Annotated in this window: 15 protein-coding genes and 1 tRNA gene; 2 read left to right on the top strand and 14 right to left on the bottom strand. The window is 66.6% G+C overall.

Annotated features, from left to right (window positions below):
• Both AMS65_RS11455 and AMS65_RS11450 read right to left on the bottom strand, forming a co-directional pair.
• Nucleotides 1-1,302: S-layer homology domain-containing protein (locus tag AMS65_RS11455; RefSeq protein WP_193787024.1), on the bottom strand; the 1,302-nt coding region annotated here is incomplete at its 3' end.
• Nucleotides 1,303-1,686: 384 nt separating this feature from the next.
• A complete protein-coding gene (locus tag AMS65_RS11450; RefSeq protein ID WP_053384294.1) occupies nt 1,687-3,912 on the bottom strand; it encodes an S-layer homology domain-containing protein in 2,226 nt (741 codons plus the stop codon).
• 215 nt (nt 3,913-4,127) lie between these two features.
• On the opposite strand from AMS65_RS11450, the gene AMS65_RS11445 reads away from it, so the two are divergent.
• The gene (locus AMS65_RS11445) at nt 4,128-4,676 is read left to right on the top strand and encodes a nitroreductase family protein (protein WP_053384293.1); all 549 of its coding nucleotides are present in this window, start codon (nt 4,128-4,130) and stop codon (nt 4,674-4,676) included.
• On the opposite strand, the gene AMS65_RS11440 is transcribed toward AMS65_RS11445, so the two are convergent.
• From AMS65_RS11440 to secA, 4 genes are all read right to left on the bottom strand, one after another.
• Nucleotides 4,677-5,612, bottom strand: a complete 936-nt coding sequence (locus tag AMS65_RS11440) for a DMT family transporter (RefSeq protein ID WP_075200965.1) — start codon at nt 5,610-5,612, stop codon at nt 4,677-4,679.
• A gap of 295 nt (nt 5,613-5,907) precedes the next feature.
• Nucleotides 5,908-5,983, bottom strand: a tRNA-Thr gene (locus tag AMS65_RS11435).
• A 61-nt stretch (nt 5,984-6,044) separates the two neighbouring features.
• Nucleotides 6,045-7,034, bottom strand: coding sequence for a DsbA family protein (locus AMS65_RS11430; RefSeq protein WP_053384292.1), 990 nt, complete (start codon nt 7,032-7,034; stop codon nt 6,045-6,047).
• Between the two features lie 52 nt (nt 7,035-7,086).
• Nucleotides 7,087-9,825 (bottom strand): preprotein translocase subunit SecA, encoded by a 2,739-nt coding sequence (gene secA, locus AMS65_RS11425; protein ID WP_053384291.1) that lies wholly within the window; start codon nt 9,823-9,825, stop codon nt 7,087-7,089.
• Nucleotides 9,826-9,945: 120 nt separating this feature from the next.
• Between secA and AMS65_RS11420 the strand changes: the two genes are divergently transcribed.
• Complete coding sequence (locus AMS65_RS11420; RefSeq protein WP_241489419.1) at nt 9,946-10,698, top strand: polyprenol monophosphomannose synthase; 753 nt, start codon at nt 9,946-9,948, stop codon at nt 10,696-10,698.
• A 145-nt stretch (nt 10,699-10,843) separates the two neighbouring features.
• Here the strand turns inward: AMS65_RS11420 and tyrS are convergent, their stop codons facing one another.
• From tyrS to argF, 8 genes are all read right to left on the bottom strand, one after another.
• Nucleotides 10,844-12,157 carry a tyrosine--tRNA ligase gene (gene tyrS, locus AMS65_RS11415; protein ID WP_277620064.1) on the bottom strand — a complete coding sequence of 438 codons (1,314 nt, stop codon included), beginning with the start codon at nt 12,155-12,157 and terminating at the stop codon, nt 10,844-10,846.
• On the bottom strand, nt 12,141-12,962 hold the full coding sequence (locus AMS65_RS11410; RefSeq protein WP_053384288.1) for a serine hydrolase: 822 nt from the start codon (nt 12,960-12,962) through the stop codon (nt 12,141-12,143). The genes tyrS and AMS65_RS11410 overlap by 17 nt, the downstream gene beginning before the upstream one ends.
• Nucleotides 12,963-12,983: 21 nt before the next feature.
• Nucleotides 12,984-14,294 (bottom strand): Na+/H+ antiporter NhaC family protein, encoded by a 1,311-nt coding sequence (locus tag AMS65_RS11405; RefSeq protein ID WP_053384310.1) that lies wholly within the window; start codon nt 14,292-14,294, stop codon nt 12,984-12,986.
• Nucleotides 14,295-14,478: 184 nt separating this feature from the next.
• Nucleotides 14,479-16,095 carry an N-acyl-D-amino-acid deacylase family protein gene (locus tag AMS65_RS11400; RefSeq protein WP_053384287.1) on the bottom strand — a complete coding sequence of 539 codons (1,617 nt, stop codon included), beginning with the start codon at nt 16,093-16,095 and terminating at the stop codon, nt 14,479-14,481.
• A 34-nt stretch (nt 16,096-16,129) separates the two neighbouring features.
• A complete protein-coding gene (locus tag AMS65_RS11395) occupies nt 16,130-17,479 on the bottom strand; it encodes a type III PLP-dependent enzyme domain-containing protein (protein WP_053384286.1) in 1,350 nt (449 codons plus the stop codon).
• 148 nt (nt 17,480-17,627) lie between these two features.
• Nucleotides 17,628-19,214 carry a PucR family transcriptional regulator gene (locus tag AMS65_RS11390; protein WP_157502235.1) on the bottom strand — a complete coding sequence of 529 codons (1,587 nt, stop codon included), beginning with the start codon at nt 19,212-19,214 and terminating at the stop codon, nt 17,628-17,630.
• 56 nt (nt 19,215-19,270) lie between these two features.
• Complete coding sequence (gene argH, locus AMS65_RS11385) at nt 19,271-20,689, bottom strand: argininosuccinate lyase (RefSeq protein ID WP_053384285.1); 1,419 nt, start codon at nt 20,687-20,689, stop codon at nt 19,271-19,273.
• Nucleotides 20,686-21,612 (bottom strand): ornithine carbamoyltransferase, encoded by a 927-nt coding sequence (argF, locus tag AMS65_RS11380; RefSeq protein WP_053384284.1) that lies wholly within the window; start codon nt 21,610-21,612, stop codon nt 20,686-20,688. Before argF ends, argH begins: the two co-directional genes overlap by 4 nt.
• Nucleotides 21,613-21,625: the final 13 nt, after the last annotated feature.

Here is a 21,625-nt window from a genome sequence, read left to right as displayed (position 1 = left end):
GAACGCCGCCATCGCCTCACGCGTCACATTGTTCTTCGGCTGGTACTGGTAGGTGCCATTCGCCTGCTTGACACCCGTCGAAATACCCTCAGCGGCCATCCACGCGATCTCCGTGTAGAACTTCTGACCCTTCTTCACATCCGTGAAGGTGACGGTCGGCTTCGGATCCACCGGCTTCGGGGGGAAGACCGCATCCCACTGAGCCTTGGTCACCGTGAGCGGAACGGAACCGATGGTGGTGTCATCAGTCGGGTTCGAGTGCGCGTACCAGAAGAGAACCTCGTAGCTCTTCGAGCGGTCAAGGTCTTCCTTGAGAGCGTTCAGGGTCGCGCCGCCAGCCCCGTCGGTGATCTGGGCGTTGGTCACGAACGCCGCGGCAATGCCCTGGCTCCCCTGCGAGAGCTCTCCGGCGGTTCCCTCCTCGATGAGCGCGACGTACACGCCCGTGCTCGGCCCGGGCATGCCCTGCCCCGGCGGAATGGTGATACCGGTAGCACCGGTGAAGCTTCCGGTGACGCTGAGGCCCTTGTCGGTCGCGTTCGAAACGGCAGCGGAGTACGTCGGCGCGACAGGGCCAGCCTCGAGCTCCACGCTGACCGTGATCGGGCTGGGCTTGCGATCGTCGGCGCTGTTATTGACAGTAGAGGCATACGACCACTCCGGGATCACCGGGTCGGCATCCTCATCGCCGGCCAGGAACGCAAGGAAATCAGCGGTCCAAACGCCCTCGAGGCCGGCCCAGGTAGCTGCGTCATCGGCGACGACAGGAGCAGACTCGTTCCCCTGCAGTTCGATGATATCGAGGCGCTCGACACCACGATCAGGCGTCTGCTCGGGATCGAAGACGATGTTGGGATAGGCCCCGGGGGCAGTTCCGTATGCAACGTCAGCGGAAACCACACCGTTGCCGTCTGCGTCGAGTTCGACCTCCAGATCGGCCACGGTGAGCCAGCCACCGCCGGTAGGGGCAAAGTTGACGCTCTTGCCTCCGAACGCAAGAGTCGCTGAACCATCAGCGTTCAGTTCACCGGTTCCCTCACCCCAACTGCTGGTCTTGGTCCCGGCGTCGAACGATGCAGGCGCGACGTACTGCGCAGGCAGCGGGCTGGGACGCCCCATGCTGCCCGCATTCATCCAGGTGGAGATGACGCCGGAAGCAGTACCGCCAGTGACGTCTCGGGTCTCATCAGCAGCGAACGCAGCGGTCGGCGCCAGCGCCAGGCCACTCGCCGCGAGCAGCACAGCGGTGCCGGTCGCGAGCAGGGAAGAGAACTTCTTCCGCAGGCTCTTCTGTGCAGTCATTACGAGAGCACTCCTTTTCTCTAGGGGATCGGCCGCCGCAGAGGGGATGCGGGTGATCACTCATCGGATCGAACTGAGGCATGCCTAACCTCAGTGCCGCCCTCAAGTCTGACGAATATCATCCGATGATGCAAGTCGCAGTTCGCGCTCAGGCGTTTCCCACGATTCCGCATCCGTGGTTCTGCTGCTCTGCGCCGGTTCCGAGGAGTCTCCCGGGTCACGATATGGATTCTGCGACGCGCAAGCTCGCGCAGAATGACGTGGGAGCTTTGCGGGTTCGCGCAGCATGACCGCGGGCAGTGATCCTCGCGATCGCGCAGGACGACGAAGGCGCCGACCTCGAATACGTCGAGGTCGGCGCCTTCTATCGGCGCACTACCGTGCTCAGTTGTAGAGCGCGTTGCGGAACAGGAACGCCGCCATCGCCTCGCGCGTTACGGGCTTCTTGGCCTCGTAGTGGCGCTGGTAGCCCTTGCGCACGCCCGTCGACAGACCCGAATCGTACATCCACGAGATCTCCTTGAAGAACTTGTGGTTGGTCCTGATGTCGGTGAAGGGCGAGTAGCTCGGCTTCTTGTAGTTCGACGGCGCGTACTGACGGTACATGAACGCGGCCATCGCCTCACGCGACACTTTCGACTTCGGCTCGTAGTAGCGCGAGCCGCCCTTCTTAATGCCGGTCGACAGACCCGACGTGTACATCCAGGCGATCTCCTTGTAGAACTTGTGCTTGGTCGACACGTCCTTGAAGGGCGACTTCGCCGGAGCCTTGTACTTGGCCGGAGCGTTCATGCGGAACATGAACGCCGCCATCGCCTCGCGGGTGACGCTCTGCTTCGGGTAGTAGTAGCGGCCGTCGGACTTGCGGGTGCCCGTCGAGGTGCCCGAGTGGAACATCCACGCGATCTCGTTGTAGAACTTGTGGTTCGACTTCACGTCCTTGAACGGCGAGACCTGGCCGGAGCTGCCGGTGCGCAGGGTACCGTTGACCCCGGTCCTCTTCTGACCCGAGGTCAGCGTGATCACGTTCGCCTTGGCGCGGGTCGACTTCTTGTCCCACCACTCGCCCTTGGCCACGTCGCGGCCGGTCTTGGCGGTGAACTCGACCTTGTACTGACCCGGCGTCAACCCCAGCGTGAGGTAGTTGCCGCCGTGGTTCTGCCACGCGTAGTAGAGCGGGAAGTGGACGCCGTCGAGCACCTGGTACACGTTCGCCGCACGTAGGAAGTCCTTCGGCAGCCCACCGGTGACGCCGATCTTGCCCACGATGCTCGCGTTGGGATTCGTACCCGTCAGGTTACGGGTGAGGGTGCCGCCGAGCGACGGCGTGAACTTCGTCGCCGATCCCGACTTCATGAACTGGATCGAATCCAGCTTGTAGCTCGCGGTGTACCCGACGAGTTGCACCCAGTAGTCGCCCGCGGGCAAGGCCGGCGTCTGATAGGTGTTCGCGGTCTTGTTCCAGCCCGCGCTCCACATCTGGCCCTTCGCGTTCACCACGTACAGGCTCGAGGTGCTCTTGTTCACCCCGGCCGGCGTGGCGACGTTGCCCTTGAGCGCGACGCCGCGCTTGAGCGAGCCGTTGATGCCCGTGGCGTTGCCCTTGCGCACGTCGACGGCCTTCGCCGAGCTCCGATCCAGCGCGTTCGGGTACCAGCGCTCGACGATCACCGGGCTCGCCGCCCAGTACTCGAAGGAGATGCGGTAGCGGCCCGACGCGAGATTGCGGAACGAGAACTGACCCGTCGACGCGTTCCAGGTGTCGCGCTGCGCTGCAGGGATCGACGTGTTGTTGTGATTGAGGTAGCGGCTCGGCGTGCCGCTGCCGGAGGCGACGTTCTCGAGGTAGATGCGCACCGAAGACATGCTGCCGGTCTCGAGCGAGACCTTGCCCGAGATCGTCCGGTTGCCGGTCGTGGCGTTCGTGATCAGGCCGTTGTCATCGGAGACCGTCGCTTCCTGCGAAGCGGTCACCTCCGCGCCGGTGCCCTCCTCGTCGGGCACCGTGCCACCCTGCACCGAGCTCACGCTGTCACCGGCGAGTTCGGCCGGATCGACGAGTTCCGCGCGCGGCAGCGCATCCGAGGCCTCGCGGGACTCGAGCTCGGCAACCTCTTCACCGCTCGCCGCAGCACCGCCCGATTCCTCGAGCGCAGCGGGATCCTCAATCGATGCGCCGACATCACCCGGAATATCCTCTGCCGCCCCCACAACGGCTTCCAGGGTCACGTTCACATCGTTGCGGCTCTCCGCAGAGACATCGACCGGAGTTCCCTCCGGCTGCTCATCGGCAGCTCCGTAGACCTGTCCCTCGAGCACACCGGCTGCAACCCCAGCAGCGGAGAACTCGACGAGATAGGCACCAGGCTCAAGGCCGGTGATGGAGTATGCGCCGTCGGCATCGACGGTCGCGGGATCCACCACGGGATCCTCGTCATTCGCCGTGCGGGCAGTCACCTGCACACCGGCGAGCAGTTCGGCATCGAGGCCCTCGGGCAGCGCGACAACGCCCGCGATGGAGCGGTCGCCGTCCTCGGCGTGCGCGAGCGGGGCCGAAACCACACTGATGAGCGAGAGCACCAGCGCGACGACGATACCGATGGCGGGCACGCGCCAACGGATTCCTGGTCTTTCCAGGGATGAGGAGAACATGAAATTCCAATCAATCGGAAGTGGGGGTGGTGTGCGGCGTGACCGCACCCCAAGAGGCTACCAAGCACCTGTAAATTTGCCCAACGTACCGTGGAAACCCATCCGAAGTTCGCCGTCCGCGCCGGGCATAGACTGGCCTCAGATTCCTGATCGCGCGATTCACGGAGGCGGCCATGAGCAAGCAACCGGCGCTCGAAGCACTGCAGCAACGGCGCTCTCATTCGAAGCACACCGATGATGCCCCCACTCACGCCGAACTGGAGCAGCTGGTAGGGGCGATGGCGAGTGTCGCAGACCACTCCAGGCTGCGCCCCTGGCGCATCATCGAGTTGCGGGGCGGCGCTCGCGCGAAGCTGGGCAAAGGTCTCGCCAAGGCTTCAGGCGGGGATCGTGACAAGTACGTCGCCAAGGCGATGCGCAGCCCGCTCATACTGGTGATCGTGGTGAGCCCGCGCAAGAGCGGCAAGGTGCCGGTCTGGGAGCAGGAGGCTGTGGCGAGCGGTGTCGCGCACCTGCTGGGGCTGCTGCTGCACGAGGCCGGCTGGGGATCCATCTGGAAAACCGGATCGCACACCCGCAGCAAGGAGCTGCGCAAGGCCCTCGGAGTGAAGAAGCCCGAATACCTGCTCGGGTGGCTCTACGTGGGCGGGATCCCGGATCGGGATCGCAAGGCCAAGCCGCGCAAACCGCTCGAGCTGAGCCGCCACCTCACGGCGCTCTAGCTAGCCCTCGTTCCGCCTTCGCCCGGGCAGCGCCGCGACCGCCACCGCCAGCAGGGCGACGGCCGCTCCGGCGATCATGCCCTGCGTGAGCCCCTCGGTCAGCGGCACCCCGGCTTCGAAGGCGACAGCCGCGAGCAACTGCCCCGCCACATTCGACATGCTCAGCAGCAGCACTCCCGCCGTGCGCACCAGCGCCGCTGCCATCGCGATGAACACCGTGCCCACGATGCCGCCGATGTAGAAGTAAGGGGCGCTCGGCCAGTCCTGCGGCCAGCCCGAGATCAGCACCGAGACCACCGCGATGATCCCGAGCAGCGTCGTCCCCACCACGAAGTTGACGAAGGTGGACGTGAGCGCGCTCCGAGCCGCCGAACGCACCAGCCCGTTCACCATCGACTGCGCCGCGACGCCCACTCCGATCACCATCGGGAACACGACCAGCCACACGAACGGGCCGGGGTCGAGACCCACCGCGATGGCCACGGCGGCGACGGCGAGCACGGTCCCGATGATCCGTGCGGGCGTGGGATCGATCCTGCCGCCCGGACCCAGCCCCAGGCGATCGAACACCAGACCGCCCAGCACCTGCCCCGCCACGATCCCGACGGTGAACATCGCCACTCCGGTCAGCGGAGCCACGAGGCCCTGCCCCAGCACGAACATCGCGCCGCCGGCGCCGCCGAAGATCGCCCACATCGGCAGGTGCCCCGACCGCAGCTCGGTCCGGAGCTTCCCGAGGCCGCTGCGTCCGCGGCGCGACAGCAGCATCGCGAGGCACAGCAACGCGAGGCCGGAGCCGAACGACACCGCCGCGGTGACATAGCCGTTGCCGAGTTCCTGACTGAGACCGCCGTTGACACGGGTCTGCAGGGCCACCAGCACACCCGCGAGGCCGGAGCCGACGAGCGCTGCCCAGATCTTCAGTCTCTCGCGCACCCGGTCTACCCTACTCGCCCGCCGAGCCTCGCCGCGCTAGGTATCCGGGTGCTGCGGGGGCTCGGGTGCTGCCGGGTGCTGCCGGGTGCTGCGGGGTGCTGCGGGGTGCTGCGGGGGCTCGGATGTTGCCGGGCGCTGCCGGGTCGCCCACCGCTGCTTCGGCCCTCACCGTTGTTTCGGATGGAAACCAGTGAATCGAGCCGAAGTAGTGGTGAGGGCCGAAGAAAAGGATGGCGCAGGCGCCTGTCGGACATGCTCGACATGCAAAAGGGCCCCGCATCAGCGGGGCCCTGCATGGAGCCGCCTGTCGGACTCGAACCGACCACCTGCGCTTTACAAGGGCGCTGCTCTACCAGATGAGCTAAGGCGGCGAGGTGCGGCCCCGGAAGGCCGCGAATCGCTCTGACGGCCCCGAAGGGCCGCCAGAGCAGTTTACTCCGAGTCCTGCGACTCGTCGGAATCGGAACCGGCGTCGTCCGCCTCGGAGCCGTTGCCGTTGCCCTCGATCTCGCCCTTGACCTTCAGCAGGTACGCCTCGAGATCGCCGTCGCGACCGGCCACCCACTGCTGGCCGTTCACGATGACGGTCGGGGTGCTGCGCAGACGCTGCGGGCCGTCGGCGGGCTGCAGCTCGCCGGTGTTCGTGTCGCCCACGAGCTGAGCGCCCTTCGCGAGGCCGAGAATGCCGTCCTCGCTGACCGACTTGTAGTTGGCACTGATGAAGTTGCCGAAGCGCACGTCCTTGACGCACTGGCGGAGCTCCGTCGTCAGCTCGGCGCCGGCGGCCTCGGCCTGCTCGAGCAGCTGGTCATCGGTGAGACCGGTGGTGCTCTCCGTGGGCTGCACCTCGGCGCTCAGCAGGGTGTTGTGCACGTTGAACGCGACATCCGGCTGCTCCTCCACCACGCAGCTGAACAGATTGGCAGCACGGGTCGAGTACTTGGTGCCCAGCGACTGCCCATCGAGGAAGTTGATCGGGTAGACACCCAGCTCGATATCCCCGCTGCCCACATAGTTCTCGAGCATCGTGCCGTACTGCTGCTCGAAGTTGCCGCACGCGGGGCACATGTAGTCGACGTAGATCGTGACGTCGAGCGGCAGCTCCTTGCGATCCACCTCGCGAGCCTGACGCTCCTCGCCGGGCTGCAGCGCCGCACTCTCGACCACGTTCAGGTCCTTCGTGAAGACCGCCGCGCCCGAAGCCATGTTCTGCGGACCGGGACCCGCGGGCTTCATGGTCTGGGTGAGGATGAGTGCGACGACGGCGAGGATCGCCAGCACGCCCAGCACGATCCCGCCCTGCAGGAACAGTCGATTGCGCTTCTCGCGCTTCTTCTCCTGTTCCCGGGCCAGGCGGGCCTGTTCGCGCGCCTCTGCTCGGCGCTCATTCTTCGAGGGACGATTGTTCGTCTCGTTTGCCATGGATGTCTCCCAGTTGCCCCGCCGACGCGGAGTGCGGTTCAGTACGGTGTGACTACTTCTTCTTGCTTGCGCGGCGCTCGGCGCGGTTGGCCGGGGCGGCCTCGTCCGACACCTGCTGCCCGAAGGCTCCGCGCTTCTGCGGGGCCTTGGCCGCCTTCGCAGCGGCGGGATCCTGGGCCCCGCTCATAGCGGGAGTGCCGTCCTCGTCGGGAGCGCTGTAGCTGAGCTTGGACTGATCCGGCGTCTGCTGCTCTTCGAGCCCGCCGCCCTCGAGGTGCACGTGATCCTGCGGCCCCTCGGCCGGGCGCACCTTCACCTCGAGGTTGTAGAGCAGCCCCATGGACTCCTCCTTGATCTGCCCCATCATGCCCTCGAACATGGTGAACCCCTCGCGCTGGTACTCGACGAGCGGGTCGCGCTGGGCCATGGCACGCAGGCCGATGCCCTCCTTGAGGTATTCCATCTCGTAGAGGTGATCGCGCCAGCGGCGATCGACCGTGGCGAGCACCACGCGGCGCTCGAGCTCGCGCATGGCTTCCTCGCCCAGGGTCTCCTCGCGGTTCTGGTACGCGACCTCGGCGTCGGAGAGGATCTCGCGGCGCAGGAAAGCCCGGTCGACTCGGGATCCACCGGTCTCGGCCAGCAGCTCGTCGACGGTGATGCCCACCGGGTACACCTGGCGCAGGTCGCTCCAGAGCGCGTCGAAGTCCCAGTCGCTGTCGTGGCCGTGGGAATCGAGGATCGCGTCGATCGTCTGCTCCCGGAACGCCTTGATGCGCGGCTGGATCTCTTCACCGTCGAGGATCTGCTGACGGTCGCTGTAGATCGCCTTGCGCTGGCGGTCGAGCACGTCGTCGTACTTCAGCACGTTCTTGCGGATCTCCGCGTTGCGCTGCTCGACCTGGCTCTGCGCGCTCTGAATGGCGCGGGTGACGACCTTCGACTCGATCGCGAGGTCATCGGGGAAGCCCTCGCGATTCATGAGCGCGGCAGCGGCCCCCGAGTTGAACAGGCGCATGAGGTCGTCGGCGAGCGAGAGGTAGAAGCGGCTCTCGCCGGGGTCGCCCTGACGGCCGGAACGACCGCGCAGCTGGTTGTCGATGCGGCGGGACTCGTGGCGCTCGGTGCCGAGCACGTAGAGGCCGCCCGCGGCGGTGACCTTCGCGGCTTCCTCGGCGACGGTCTCCTTGACGGCGGAGAACACGTCGTCCCACGCGGCCTCGTAGGCCTCCGGATCCTCGTCGGTCGAGAGGCCGCGAGCGGCCATCTCCTGCACCGCGAGGAACTCGGCGTTGCCGCCGAGCATGATGTCGGTACCGCGGCCGGCCATGTTGGTGGCGACGGTGACGGCTCCCAGACGGCCCGCCTGCGCGATGATCGCCGCCTCACGGGCGTGATTCTTCGCGTTCAGCACCTCGTGGCGCACGCCCTTCTTGGCGAGCAGGCGCGACAGGTACTCGCTCTTCTCGACGCTCGTGGTGCCGACGAGCACCGGCTGGCCCTTCTCGTAGCGCTCGGCGATGTCCTCGACCACCTGCGCGAACTTGGCCTCCTCGTTCTTGTAGACGAGGTCGGGCTGGTCCTTGCGCTGCATGGGCTTGTTGGTGGGGATCGGAACCACGCCGAGCTTGTAGGTCGACATGAACTCGCCGGCCTCGGTCTCGGCGGTGCCCGTCATGCCGGAGAGCTTCTCGTACAGGCGGAAGTAGTTCTGCAGCGTCACGGTCGCGAGCATCTGGTTCTCGGCCTTGACCTGCACGCCCTCTTTGGCCTCGATGGCCTGGTGCATGCCCTCGTTGTAGCGGCGCCCCGCGAGGATACGGCCCGTGTGCTCGTCGACGATGAGCACCTCGCCGTTCAGCACGACGTAGTCCTTGTCGCGCGTGAACAGGGCCTTCGCCTTGATCGAGTTGTTGAGGAAGGAGATGAGGGGCGTATTCACCGACTCGTAGAGGTTGGTGATGCCGAGGTGATCCTCGACCTTCTCGATACCGGGCTCGAGCACGCCGATGGTGCGCTTCTTCTCGTCAACCTCGTAGTCGACGCCCGGCTCGAGCTTGCGCGCGATGCGCGCGAACTCGGAGAACCAGCGGTTGGCCTCACCCGAGGACGGACCCGAGATGATGAGCGGGGTGCGCGCCTCGTCGATGAGGATCGAGTCGACCTCGTCGATGACGGCGAAGAAGTGTCCGCGCTGCACGCGCTCCGACGCGTCGGAGGCCATGTTGTCGCGCAGGTAGTCGAAGCCGAACTCGTTGTTGGTGCCGTACGTGATGTCGGCGTTGTACTGCTCGCGACGGGTGGCGGGATCCTGGCCTGCGACGATGCAGCCGGTCGTCATGCCGAGCGCACGGAACACGCGGCCCATGAGATCGCTCTGGTAGCTGGCGAGGTAGTCGTTGACCGTGACCACGTGCACGCCCTTGCCCGCGAGGGCGTTGAGGTAGGCCGGCATGGTGGCGACGAGGGTCTTGCCCTCACCGGTCTTCATCTCGGAGATGTTGCCGAGGTGCAGATTGGCACCGCCCATCACCTGCACGTCGAACGGGCGCAGCCCGATCGTGCGCTTCGCGGCCTCGCGCACCGCGGCGAAGGCCTCGGGCAGCAGATCGTCGAGCGTCTCACCCTTCTCCAGGCGCTCCCGGAACTCGTCGGTCTCGCCGCGCAGCTCCTCATCGCTGAGCTCCGCGAAGGAGTCCTCGAGCTCGGCTACGAGCTTCGACTGACGCTGGAGCTTTTTCAGAGTGCGGCCTTCGCCGACGCGAAGGAGCTTTTCGAGAACTGTCGCCACGTTGTCTCTCCTGTAGGGTTTGCACGGTGGGTCTACCCGCGTCAGACACGGGTCACCGCCGTTGCCAAATTGTGACAACTCCCCAGCTTAGCAAGGTGCGGACTCTCCTCGGCTGGGGAGATGCCAGGATCGAGGATCGTGATGCACGAGCGCCCCTCCGAGGTCATCGTGATCCTGCCCACCTACAACGAGCGCGAAACCCTGCCGGCCACCGTCGCGGGGGTGCGCGCGCACCTGCCCGAGGCGGACATCCTCGTGATCGACGACGGCAGCCCCGACGGCACCGGACGCATCGCCGATGAGCTCGCGCTCGGCATCGACGGCCTGTTCGTGCACCATCGGGCCGCGAAGCTCGGCCTCGGCACCGCCTACGTGCGGGGCTTCCGCCACGCCATCGAGAACGGCTACCGGGTGGCCGTCGAGATGGACTCGGACGGCTCGCACCTGCCCGCCGACCTGCCGCGGCTCGTCGCGGCGGCGCGGGCGTGCGAGGGGGTCGCGATCGGCGCGCGCTGGGTGGCGGGCGGGCGGATCGTGGGCTGGCCCTGGTACCGGCGGTGGATATCGCACACGGGCACGCGGGTGGCGCGGATCGCGCTGCGCTCGCGGCTGCACGACCTCACGAGCGGCTTCCGCGCCATCGACACCCGCTGCATCGAGCGCCTCGACCTCGACGCCGTGGACTCTCAGGGCTATGCGTTCCAGGTGGAGACCGCGTGGACGTTCGAGCGCCTCGGCTGCCCCATCGAGGAGGTGCCCATCACCTTCGTCGAGCGGGTGGACGGGCGCTCCAAGATGAGCCTCGGGATCGTGCTCGAGGCGCTCGCGGGCGTGCTGCGCTGGGGGTGGCGGCTGCGCTTCGGGCGCCGCTGAGCCGCCTCTCGCTCACGCTCCAGTCCGGTCATCCTGCGCGGAGGCGAGGAACGAGCCGGAGTCGCAGGATCCCTCACTGAGATCCTGCGACTCCGTTCGCAAGCTCACTCCGCGCAGGATGACCGGTCGTGTCGGCCGGTCGGACTCAGGCGGTGAAGCCCGCGAGCGCCTTCTTGCCTCGGCGCAGCACGGCGTAGCGGCCGTGCAGCAGGTCGTCGCCCGAGATCACGCGATCCTCGTCGTCGACCGGTGCGTTGTTGACGTACACGCCGCCCTGCTTGATCGCGCGCCTCGCCTCGCCTCGGCTCGCGACGAGCCCGGACTCGGCCAGCAGCTCGGCCAGCGAAGCGCCTACGGACCCCGCGGCCTGCGGCAGCTCCGAGATCGCGCCCCGCAGCGTCGCCTCATCGAGCGCGGCGAGATCCCCGCGTCCGAACAGGGCGTCGGAGGCGTCGATCGCGCCCTGAGCGGCCGCGGCTCCGTGCACGAGCGTGGTCACCTCGAGCGCCAGCCGCTTCTGCGCCGCGCGCTTGAACGGCTCCTCGGCCACCTGGCGCTCGTAGTCCTCGATCTCGGCGCGCGACATGAAGGTGAACACCTTGAGGCGGGCGATCACGTCGGCGTCGGCCTGGTTGAGCCAGAACTGGTAGAAGGTGTACGGCGAGCACATCTCGGGATCGAGCCAGATGGCGTTGCCCTCGCTCTTGCCGAACTTCGAGCCGTCGGAGTTCGTGATGAGGGGGGTGCCGATGGCGTGCGCCGACTTGCCCTCGACCTTGCGGATGAGGTCGGTGCCGCTCGTCAGGTTGCCCCACTGATCGCTGCCGCCCGACTGCAGTCGGCAGTCGTACTGGCGGTGGAGCTCGAGGAAGTCGTAGCCCTGCAGGATCTGGTAGCTGAACTCGGTGTAGCTGATGCCCTCCTCCGAGTTGAGGCGCGCGGCGACCGCGTCCTTCTTCAGCATGGTGCCGACGCGGAAGTGCTTGCCGATCTCGCGCAGGAAGTCGATCGCGCTCAGCGGCGCCGTCCAGTCGAGGTTGTTGACGAGGCGCACGGCGTTCTCACCGTCGCTCGAGAGGAACTTCGTCACCTGCCCCTGCAGGCGCGTCACCCACTCGGCCACGGTGTCGCGGCTGTTGAGGGTGCGCTCCGCGGTGGGACGCGGGTCGCCGATGAGGCCGGTGGATCCGCCGACGAGACCGAGGGGCTTGTGGCCCTTGAGCTGGAGGCGGCGCAGCACCAGCAGCTGCACCAGGTTGCCCAGGTGCAGGCTCGGAGCGGTCGGGTCGAAGCCGCAGTAATAGGTGAACGGCTCGCCCTCGAGCAGCTCCGACAGCGCTCCGGCGTCGGTGGAAACGTGGATCAGACCGCGCCACTCCAGCTCGTCCCACAGGGTCTCGAAGCTGTCGTCGTTGCGCTGGGCTGCCAGGATCTCGAATCGTTCATCTACTACAGACACGCTTGCCATCGTACCGCGGTGCCGTACCGAGTTCAGCCACTGCAGACACGATCTCTCGTGTGATCCGGGCAATGGTGTCACCCGGGGTATGCCGATTCGCAGCACCCACACCGACGCCGAGCACCGAGATCAGCAGGAATCGTCCGTCGGGCAGTACGACCGCGCCGGCGTCGTGGCAGATGCCATCGAGTTCGCCAGTCTTATGCAGCACGGTGAGGGATCCAGGCAGCAGCCCCGGTATGCGTTCGTTGAACTGCTGGGCGCCGAGCATCTCCCGTGCCACCGTGGCGAGTTCACCGGGCAGGATCCGATCCGGCATGATCAGAGCTTCGACGATCGCTGTCAGACCGCGTGCGGTGACGAGGTTGTCCCGCCCTGCGAGTACCGCCGCGGTATCCATCATGTGCCGGGCGAGAATCATCCCTTCTGCGCCCGCTGCACCAGAGATCTCGTTGATCTCGTCGAACCCGACCAGGTCGATCACCGCGTTCGTGGCTGTGTTATCGCTGACGGCGATCATGAGCACGAGCAGTTCCCGGAGCGGGAGCGTTCGCACGGACGGCAGCAGCCGCAGCACCCCGCTGCCGCCGACGCACTCGTCGGGCAGCTGTACCTGCTGATCAAGTAGCAGACGTCCCGACATCACGGCTCGCAGAGCGGCGAGCAGCACCGTGAGCTTGATCGTGCTCGCCGAGCGAACCGCCTCCTCCTCGTTCAGGGAGTACACGGTCTGGCCGCCGAGGCGGGCTGACACGTGCCAGGTGCCGCCCGCCTCGGAAAGGATCGCTTCGATACGCGACTTCATGGTCTTCCTTCGTCCGCTCGGTCAGAGGATCGCGAACATGATGCAGAGCACGATGAGGTTCGCAGCCATCACGATCCAGCCGTTGTACAGCATCATCTTGAGGTTCGTCGAGCGCGCGAGGCCCATCTGACCGATCATGTCGCCGTTCGGGAGCGGCCCGAACCAGTCGATCTGGCTGCCTCCGAGGAGCGACGCCGCCCAGGCCGTCGGCGGCACGCCGATCGATGCGGCAAGCGGCCACAGCAGCTTGTCGATGAGCACCACCTGCGCGACAGCGGCTCCAGGAACCGCCAGCCACCCGATGAGCAGGCTGAGCACCAGGAAGGGCCAGGGTCCTGCAGACTGCAAGGTCGGGTTCAATCCGTCCAGCAGGGCCTCGTATGCACCCGATTCCTCGACGAGCACCAGCAGCGGGTTGAACAGCCAAAACAGGAAGAACAGCCAGATCAGGCTCGCCGCTCCTCGGGTGAAGGCTGTCACAGCAGGTTCCGGGTGCATCCGCCCGCAGAGAGCGGTCATGACTGCCGTGACGATCATCACGATGATCGCATAGGTGTAACCCGCCTTGATCATGACACCGACGACGGTGAGCGCCACGATCGTACCGGCGAACGCCCATGCCGCGGCCACCGAGTGCTTCGTGGCATTCGGATGAGCAATGGCCCCCGTGGCCTCACCCATATCCTCCGCCGGATAGGGGTCGGTATCGCTGGTGCGCTTCTGCACCCACCGAGAGCTGAAGAACCCCACGATGAAGGTAGTCGCGGCCATCGGCAGACCGGCCGAGTACAGGTACTCGAAGTAGGTCAAATCAGCAGCGCCCATGACCGTGACCACCGGAGGCGTGAAGGGGCCGATCATGAGGCCGGCGGCGCCGGCGGTGTGGATCATCGCGGCCACAGCGGGTCGCGACCACTTCACCCGAGCGGCAATCGGGATGATGATGGGCGCCAGAATCGCATTCGCCCCGGCCAAGGTGCCAAGCGAGCCGACGAGCACCGTCGAGGAGAGCATGATACCGATCTGCACCTTGCCCGGGGTATCGACACCGACCTTGTTCACGATCCCTTGCACCAGAGCAGCGGCGGCACCGGTCTCGCGGGCCACTGCGCCGAGACCCGCGCCGAGCATGATGATCAGGCCGATCGTCGCGATGAACGACCCCAATGACTCTGTCAGCAGAGTACCGATCTCGGGAATCGTGAGCTGCGCCATCGTTATCGCGAGAAGCGACGAGAACGCGGTCGAGAGCAGGATGTTGAATCCGACCAGCACCAGCACGGCGTAGGTGACGATCGGGATCAGACCCCACAGCCCAGGCCGGTCTGTCATCAACGGGATGAGAATACATGCGGCGAGCGCCACGGCTCCGACGGCGACGCCGAGGAGTCGGGGAAGCCGCTTGGGCGGCGCTTCCCCGTTCTCAAGCACACCATCGTGTTTGTTCGTTACGTCAACGGAAGACATTCTGGTCCTTCATATCGTGGTCGGTTCGGAATCGGATTTATGGTCTGTGTCATGCGGAGCGGCGGAGCACCCGGCCGCAACGGCGATCGGTAACCGCTCCGTCGGATACGGCTGCCTCCCCTGCGAGCAGCACGGTAGATACACCGCTGGAGAGCTGCCAGGGATCGCTATAGGTCGCGTTGTCTCTCACGGTCGCAGCATCGAAGATCACTACGTCGGCGACCTTGCCGATTGCCAGCATTCCTCGATCGTTCAGTCGAAGGCGATCTGCGGGCTGAGACGTCATCTTGCGGATCGCCTCCTCGAGCGGCATCACCCCGCGATCTCGCACGTAGTGACCGAGCACTCGGGCGAACGTCCCGAACGAGCGCGGGTGGGGCCGCCCCGCACCCGTTGCTGCCAGCGTCCAGCCGTCACTCGCGATCGAGACGAGCGGGTGGGCGAGCACGGCTTCGACGTCTTGCGGGTCCATCGCGTGGTTCACGATGGCGACGGAGCCGTCGTGCGCGTGCAGCAGTCGCATCGCGGCTTCCTCGGGTGCGCAACCGTCGCGCTCGCCGATCTCGGTGAGCCCGAGTCCGATCGTCCAGGAGTAGTCGTCTCCGGTGGTGCTCGGACCGAGCGCGGCCACGATGACTCCGGCCGGATCGATGTCTGCACCGAAACGGGAAGCAACAGCCTCCGCTATGGCTGCGCGCATCGGAGGATGGGCGAGTCTCTCGACCATCGCGTCCTTGCCACCGTCCATCGCGAAGCCGGGGAGCCGGGAAGTCAATCCCGTGCTCGAGGCGGTGTAGGGGTAAACGTCCGCCATGACATCGAGCCCGCGGGTACGCGCATCCTCGATCCGTTCGAGCGCGACGGCGGGCAGTCCTCGGTTCCCGGGCCCCAGCGCTTTCAGATGCGAGATCTCCAGCCGAGCACCGGCCCGCTCGGCAGTGGTGATGGCTTCGTCGACGGCTTCGAGCAGGTCGCCTGCTTCATTGCGCATGTGCGTCGAATGCAGAAGACCAGCGTCGGCTGCGGCAGACACGAGATCCACCATCTCCCGCGGGTCGGCATACGATCCAGGAGCGTAGATCAGGCCGGATGAGAAGCCGAAGACACCCGATTCGGCAGCCGCGGAGATCTCACGCCGCATCGCTCGCAGATCTGCGTCGTCGGGCTGCACATCGCCGCTCCCCATGCAAAACGAGCGGACCGTCGACAATCCGATCTGGAGCGCGATGTTGATACCGGGGCGCATGTCCTCGAGCGCGGTGATGAAACCCTCTGTATCCGACCACTCCCCGGTGAACGCGGCCTCCAGGTGTTGATTGTCCCGCGTGAGGTCATCGATCGATCTGGTGGGAAACGGAGAGGATCCGCAGTTGCCGACGAGCGAGGTCGTGACGCCCTGCGTCAGCTGAGTTTCAGCCGCGGGGGCGCCCTGGATCGAGAAGTCCGCGTGCGAATGCAGATCTATGAAGCCGGGGGCGACGATCTGACCACCCGCGTCAATCGTCCGAGTCGCCCGGTCCGCCTGGCGCGCGTCGGATGCGGTGGCGTCGGCGGGCCGCCGAGCGAGATGTGCGATCCGCCCGTCGACGATACCGAGCTCACCGTGGAAACGCGGCCCTCCGGTTCCGTCGACGATCTCTGCGTTGACGATGAGTGTCTCGAACATCGGTGTTCTCCAAAGGTAGTTTCCGGGGGTGGACTCACGCGCCGATCGCTCGCAGCTCGGGCTCACCCGATTCCGCGAGGATCTCCTGCATCGATTGAGCGCGGCGGGCAAGCGACCATGCGCGTTCTCCGGCCGGATCTGTTCCGACGGCGTAGATCGCGGGGCGCGGCAACGCGTTGTAGGAGAAATGGGAAGAGAAGTAGTACCCACCAGTGTCGGGAGCGACCACGAGGTCACCCTCCTCGATCAGCGGCAGTTCGCGCCCGACCGCCAGCATGTCCCCCGAGAAGCAGGCTGGACCCGCCACGTCCTGTATTTCCGTCTCGGAAGTCCGGATCCGACCGGCAGCGTCGTAGACTTCAACGCGCAACGGCCAGGACTCCGGCATGAAGACGGTCCGCGTCGCGACCTGCACGCCCGCGTGGGTGACCGCGATACGCCGTCCACCCGTCACTTTGATGTATTCGACGCGGCTCATCAGCAGCCCCGCCTTCGCGGTCAAGGAGCGCCCAAACTCGGTGATGATCTCGAATCCTCCGTCGAAGAGACGCGGCACCGCCGCCTCCACGGCCGCACGATGCGCTTCGAACCCCGGGATGATCTCGTCCGATGCGAAGTTCACCGGCAGCCCGCCGCCGATGTCGACCCGGCGAACCCTCCGCTCTCCCGCTCGATCGTTGATCTCATTGGCAAGGTCGACCACCGCATGCACACCGACCGCGGAGTGTTCCAACGTGAGTCCCTGCGAACCGCTGTGTACGTGTACCTGCGAGAGCCAAGGGCGGGAAAGATACGCCTCGATGAGCTCTTCCCGTCGGTCCGTGAGTCCGACACCGAATTTGGATGTGGCGGTGGCCGTGCTCATTGCCCCGATGGCTCCGGCACCGGTCTGGGGGTTAATGCGGATCCCGATGACTGCAGTGTGCTCCGGGCGGATGCATCGGTCGACGCGCTCGAGCTCTGAGAAGTTGTCGATGTTGAACGAGATCCCGAGCTCGAGTAGGCGGTGAATCTCGGTCTCCGTTTTTGCCGGCGAGTCATAGATGATCCCGCTCAGGGGGAAGCCCGCCGCGAGCGCGAGTTCCAGTTCGCCGCCGCTGGCCACCTCGCATCCGAACCCGGCTTGCGCAAAGCGCGCGAGCACCGGGCGGAGTGTGATCGACTTCGCCGCCACGGTGTGGAGAGCCGGCGACTCCGCGGAGTAAGCATGGAGCAACGACGCCATCAGTTCGTCGAGCGTATCCAGGTCGATGACGCCGCAGACCGGCTGTTCATCGGTCAGCAGGCCGAGGCGCACCGCATCGGCGACCGTATCGACCCTGCGCTGCCCGAGGAGTGCGGCGGTCGGAGAGGCGGAAGCGGCGGCGGTCGTCGTCGGGATCATATGCACAACACTAGGGAGCCTGAGCGTGCCTCCGACCAGTCCAGCACGAGGAGTTCACGCCGCGATCTCCGTGACTTTGCCCACTCCGGCGGGCGTTCTCCGCCGCTCTCTCAGATGTGCACGAAAGAAGCGCCTCCCGCTTGTGCATTCACCCGGAGTGACGAACTCCTGACATCGCGTCCCGGATGAGCAGGCCGAGGCCGAGCCGCGTCCGAGTGATGGGCGCACGCGGGTCGAGCTGAGCGATCGCAACGATCCGCTCGAGACGATATCGGAGCGAGTTGGCGTGGATGCCCAGCAGCCGAGCCGCGTCGGCAAGGTTGCCCGGGTGCTCGACAACGGCGGCCACCGTATCTACGAGTTGGGTACCATGCGCACGGTCGTACTCCGCAAGCAGCTCGAGCGGTGCGAGAATCTCCTCTGCTGCCGGCTCGACGAGTTCGACGATGCGCATCATGACGAGTCCCTCGTTCACATCAGCCTCAGTGAGCACCGTCGGACCGTTCTCAGCACGGCGGCTGTGCACGCCCCGCAGCACTGTTGAACGCAGGACGCGGCGGGCAGAGAGCGTCACCGATCGCAGCCCCGCGAGATCGGCCGACGGAGGGCTCATGGCCAGGACCGCGTCATGCTCCGATCCCGCCACACGCCGCAGATCCTGCTCCAGAGCTCGTGCCGCGTCAGCATCCGTCCGCTCACCCGCTCGCAGCGGCATCACGCCGAACAGCTCCGAACGCACCTCCACCGCAATGCAGCCGGCCCGCAGCGCTTGCAGATGGAACATCAGCGCGCGCGAGCGCTCGGTAACGGGCCCCAGAGCGACCACCGTGTGTATCGCGTCCCGTCGTAACCCGAGCAGGGAGGCGGGCACCCCGGAGTCGATACCGGAATCGAGCAGTTCCGCGAGTGCCGACTCCTGAACTCGACGCTCGTGCCGCTCACGATGCTTTTCTCGGAGCAGCATGGCGCTCGCCGACTCGCGGACGCTCAGCAGCAGCCCGCGGAGCGCGTCGCGATCGGTCCGCTGGTCGAACGCAGCCCATATGGTGCCGAGCGTCTCTGAGCCTGCTTTCAGCGAGACGACCATTCGCGCGGGATCATCGCCCTCGGCATCCCGCACCACAACCTCGTCCGATCTCCAGACCGCAGGGAGAAACCCGGAGGACATGAGGTGCTCGACTCGCCAGGCCGGCACCTCTCCGCTCAGGATGGTCTGGTTGCGGATCGGATCAACTTGTTCGCCCGCCACGGCGTACGCCAGCACCCTCGAGTCCAGATCTTCGATGGTGACCGCGCTCCCCGTCTGATCCCGGATCCAGCGCGCCAGAGCGGCGAGATCGTCCAGCTGAGACACCGCAGGATCCGTTCCGCCCGCGGCGATCAGCCGGAGCAGCGCCTGGAACAACTCAGTCCACTCGGTCCACTGCGATCGGCGCAGCAGATGCGGACCATCGGCTGCGCGCGCAGTGTCTCGGGTGGAGTCGTACGAGAGCACCAGGGCTGCCGCCGTACCTGCTTCGTCGAGCAGAGCCCCTAGCGCGAACCTGTCGGGAACCCGCATGCTGACGAGCACGATCGCGCCGCTGTAATCCCTGCGGCTGCCGGGCTCGTGCAGGAGCACCCGATCCACTTCGAGACCGGTCCGCGGTTCTTCAGCTTCACTGACGAACGGGAGCACCATGCCTGCAGCGCCCTCGAGGAGCTGCGAGAGTGGAACCACACGCGAATCGCTCACAAGTGGTGAGAGTACCAGGTCGTTGTCATCGCAACGCGCTGCACCCGATCCCCGCCCTACGCGCGGAACTCCGCGATGCGCTCGGCCAGGCGCGCCAACTGCTCGTCCACGCGCACACGGGCCGTGCCGCCCGCGCCGACACGCGAGTTCACCGATCCATCGATCGTCAGCACGTCGCGCACAGCCGGGGTGAGATGCTCCGAGACCGCGGCGAGCTCCTCGTCCGAGGGCTCGTGCAGCTCGATCCCGCGCTCCTCGCAGTGACGCACCAGCTCACCCGAGATCTCGTGCGCATCACGGAAGATCACGCCCTGCTTCACGAGCCACTCGGCCACGTCGGTGGCCAGCGAGAAGCCCTGCGGCGCGAGCTCGGCCATGCGACCCGTGTCGAAGCTCATCGTCGCGACCATGCCGGTGAAGGCCGGCAGCAGCACCTCGAGCTGGTGCACCGAGTCGAAGACGGGCTCCTTGTCCTCCTGCAGGTCGCGGTTGTAGGCGAGCGGCAGGCCCTTGAGCGTGGCGAGCAGGCCCGTCAGATTGCCGATGAGGCGCCCCGACTTGCCGCGCGCGAGCTCGGCGATGTCGGGGTTCTTCTTCTGCGGCATGATGCTCGAGCCGGTCGAGTAGCCGTCGTGCAGGCGCACGAAGCCGAACTCCTTGGTGTTCCAGATGATGATCTCCTCGCTGAGACGCGAGAGGTCGATGCCGATCTGGGCGCAGATGAACGCGAACTCGGCGACGACGTCGCGGGCTGCGGTGCCGTCGATGGAGTTCTCGAGCGGATCGCCGAGGCCGAGTTCCTCTGCGACGAGCCGGGGGTCGAGACCGAGCGAGGATCCCGCGAGGGCTCCCCCGCCGTACGGCGAGGCGCTCGCGCGCTGCGACCAGTCGCGCAGGCGTTCGAGATCGCGCACGATCGGCCAGGCGTGGGCCGCGAGCTGATGCGCCAGCAGCACCGGCTGCGCGTGCTGCAGGTGGGTGCGGCCGGGCAGGATCGCGTCGGGGTGCTTGCCGGCCTGCTCAGCGATCGCGTCGAGCAGGTCGAGCAGGTGCGACTTGATGATCGCGGCGTGGTCGAGCAGATAGAGGCGCACGAGGGTCGCGATCTGATCGTTGCGGCTGCGTCCGGCACGCAGCTTGCCGCCGAGCTGCACCCCGGTGATCTCGATGAGCAGTCGTTCGAGCGCGGAGTGCACATCCTCGTCGTCCTCGGCCGGCAGCGCGCGTCCGTCGGCCACGCGGGCCGAGAGCTCGTCGAGGGCGGCGCGCATATCGCGCAGCTCGTCGGCGCTCAGGTACCCGGCTGCGGCGAGCGCGGAGGCGTGCGCCTTCGAGCCCCGGATGTCGTACTGGGCGAGCACCCAGTCGAACTGCGTCGACTTGCTCAGCGCCGCCAGCGCGGGCGAGGGGCCGCTCGCGAAGCGTCCGCCCCAGAGTGCGCCGGCCTCGGCTGCGCGGTTCGTATTCTCAGTCACTTGCTCTCCTCCAGCAGCCAGGCCATCAGGGCCTTCTGCGCGTGCACACGGTTCTCGGCCTCGTCCCACACCACACTCTGCGGGCCGTCGATCACCTCGGCGGCCACCTCGTACTCGCGGTACGCCGGCAGGCAGTGCAGGAAGACCGCGTCTCCGGCGGCGTGAGCCATCAGCTGGGGCGTCACCCGGTAGGCGCCGAAGGTGGCGATCCGCTCGGCCTTCTCGCTCTCCTGCCCCATCGACACCCAGGTGTCGGTGATGACCGCATCGGCGCCCCGCACCGCTTCAAGCGGATCGGTGAGGATCGTGACGCTGCCGCCGGTCTCGGCGGCGATCCGCGTCGCATCGGCCACGATGTCCTCGCGCGGGTGGTACCCGGCCGGGCCGGCGACGCGGATGTGCATGCCCGCGGTCGCGAAACCGAGCAGGTACGAATGGCCCATGTTGTTGGCGGCGTCGCCCACGTAGGTGGCGGTGAGGCCTCTCAGGTCGCCCTTGCGCTCCCGGATGGTCTGCAGGTCGGCGAGGATCTGGCACGGGTGGAAGTCGTCGCTGAGCGAGTTGATCACGGGCACGCTCGCGTTCGCCGCCATCTCCTCGAGACCGGCGTGCGAGAAGGTTCGCCACACGACCATCGACACCATGCGCGAGAGCACCTTCGCGGTGTCGGAGATCGACTCCTTCACGCCGAGCTGGGCCTCGCCCGGGTTGATGATGACGGCGTTGCCGCCCAGTTCGGCGATGCCCGCGGCGAAGCTGAACCGGGTGCGGGTGGAGGTCTTGTCGAAGAGCACCGCCACAGACCGCGGACCCTCGAGGGGACGCTCGACGAAGGGTTCTCGCTTGACGCGCGCGGCGAGTTCGAGCACCTCGAGCTGCTCGGCGGGCGTCAGATCGTCGTCACGGAGGAAGTGCCTGGTCACCTATCCAGCCTAC

The sequence above is a fragment of the Leucobacter celer subsp. astrifaciens genome (genome assembly GCF_001273835.1).
Lineage (GTDB): Bacteria > Actinomycetota > Actinomycetes > Actinomycetales > Microbacteriaceae > Leucobacter > Leucobacter celer.
Note: the sequence above shows the minus strand (reverse complement) of the source record. Positions and strands in the feature narration are given on the sequence as shown.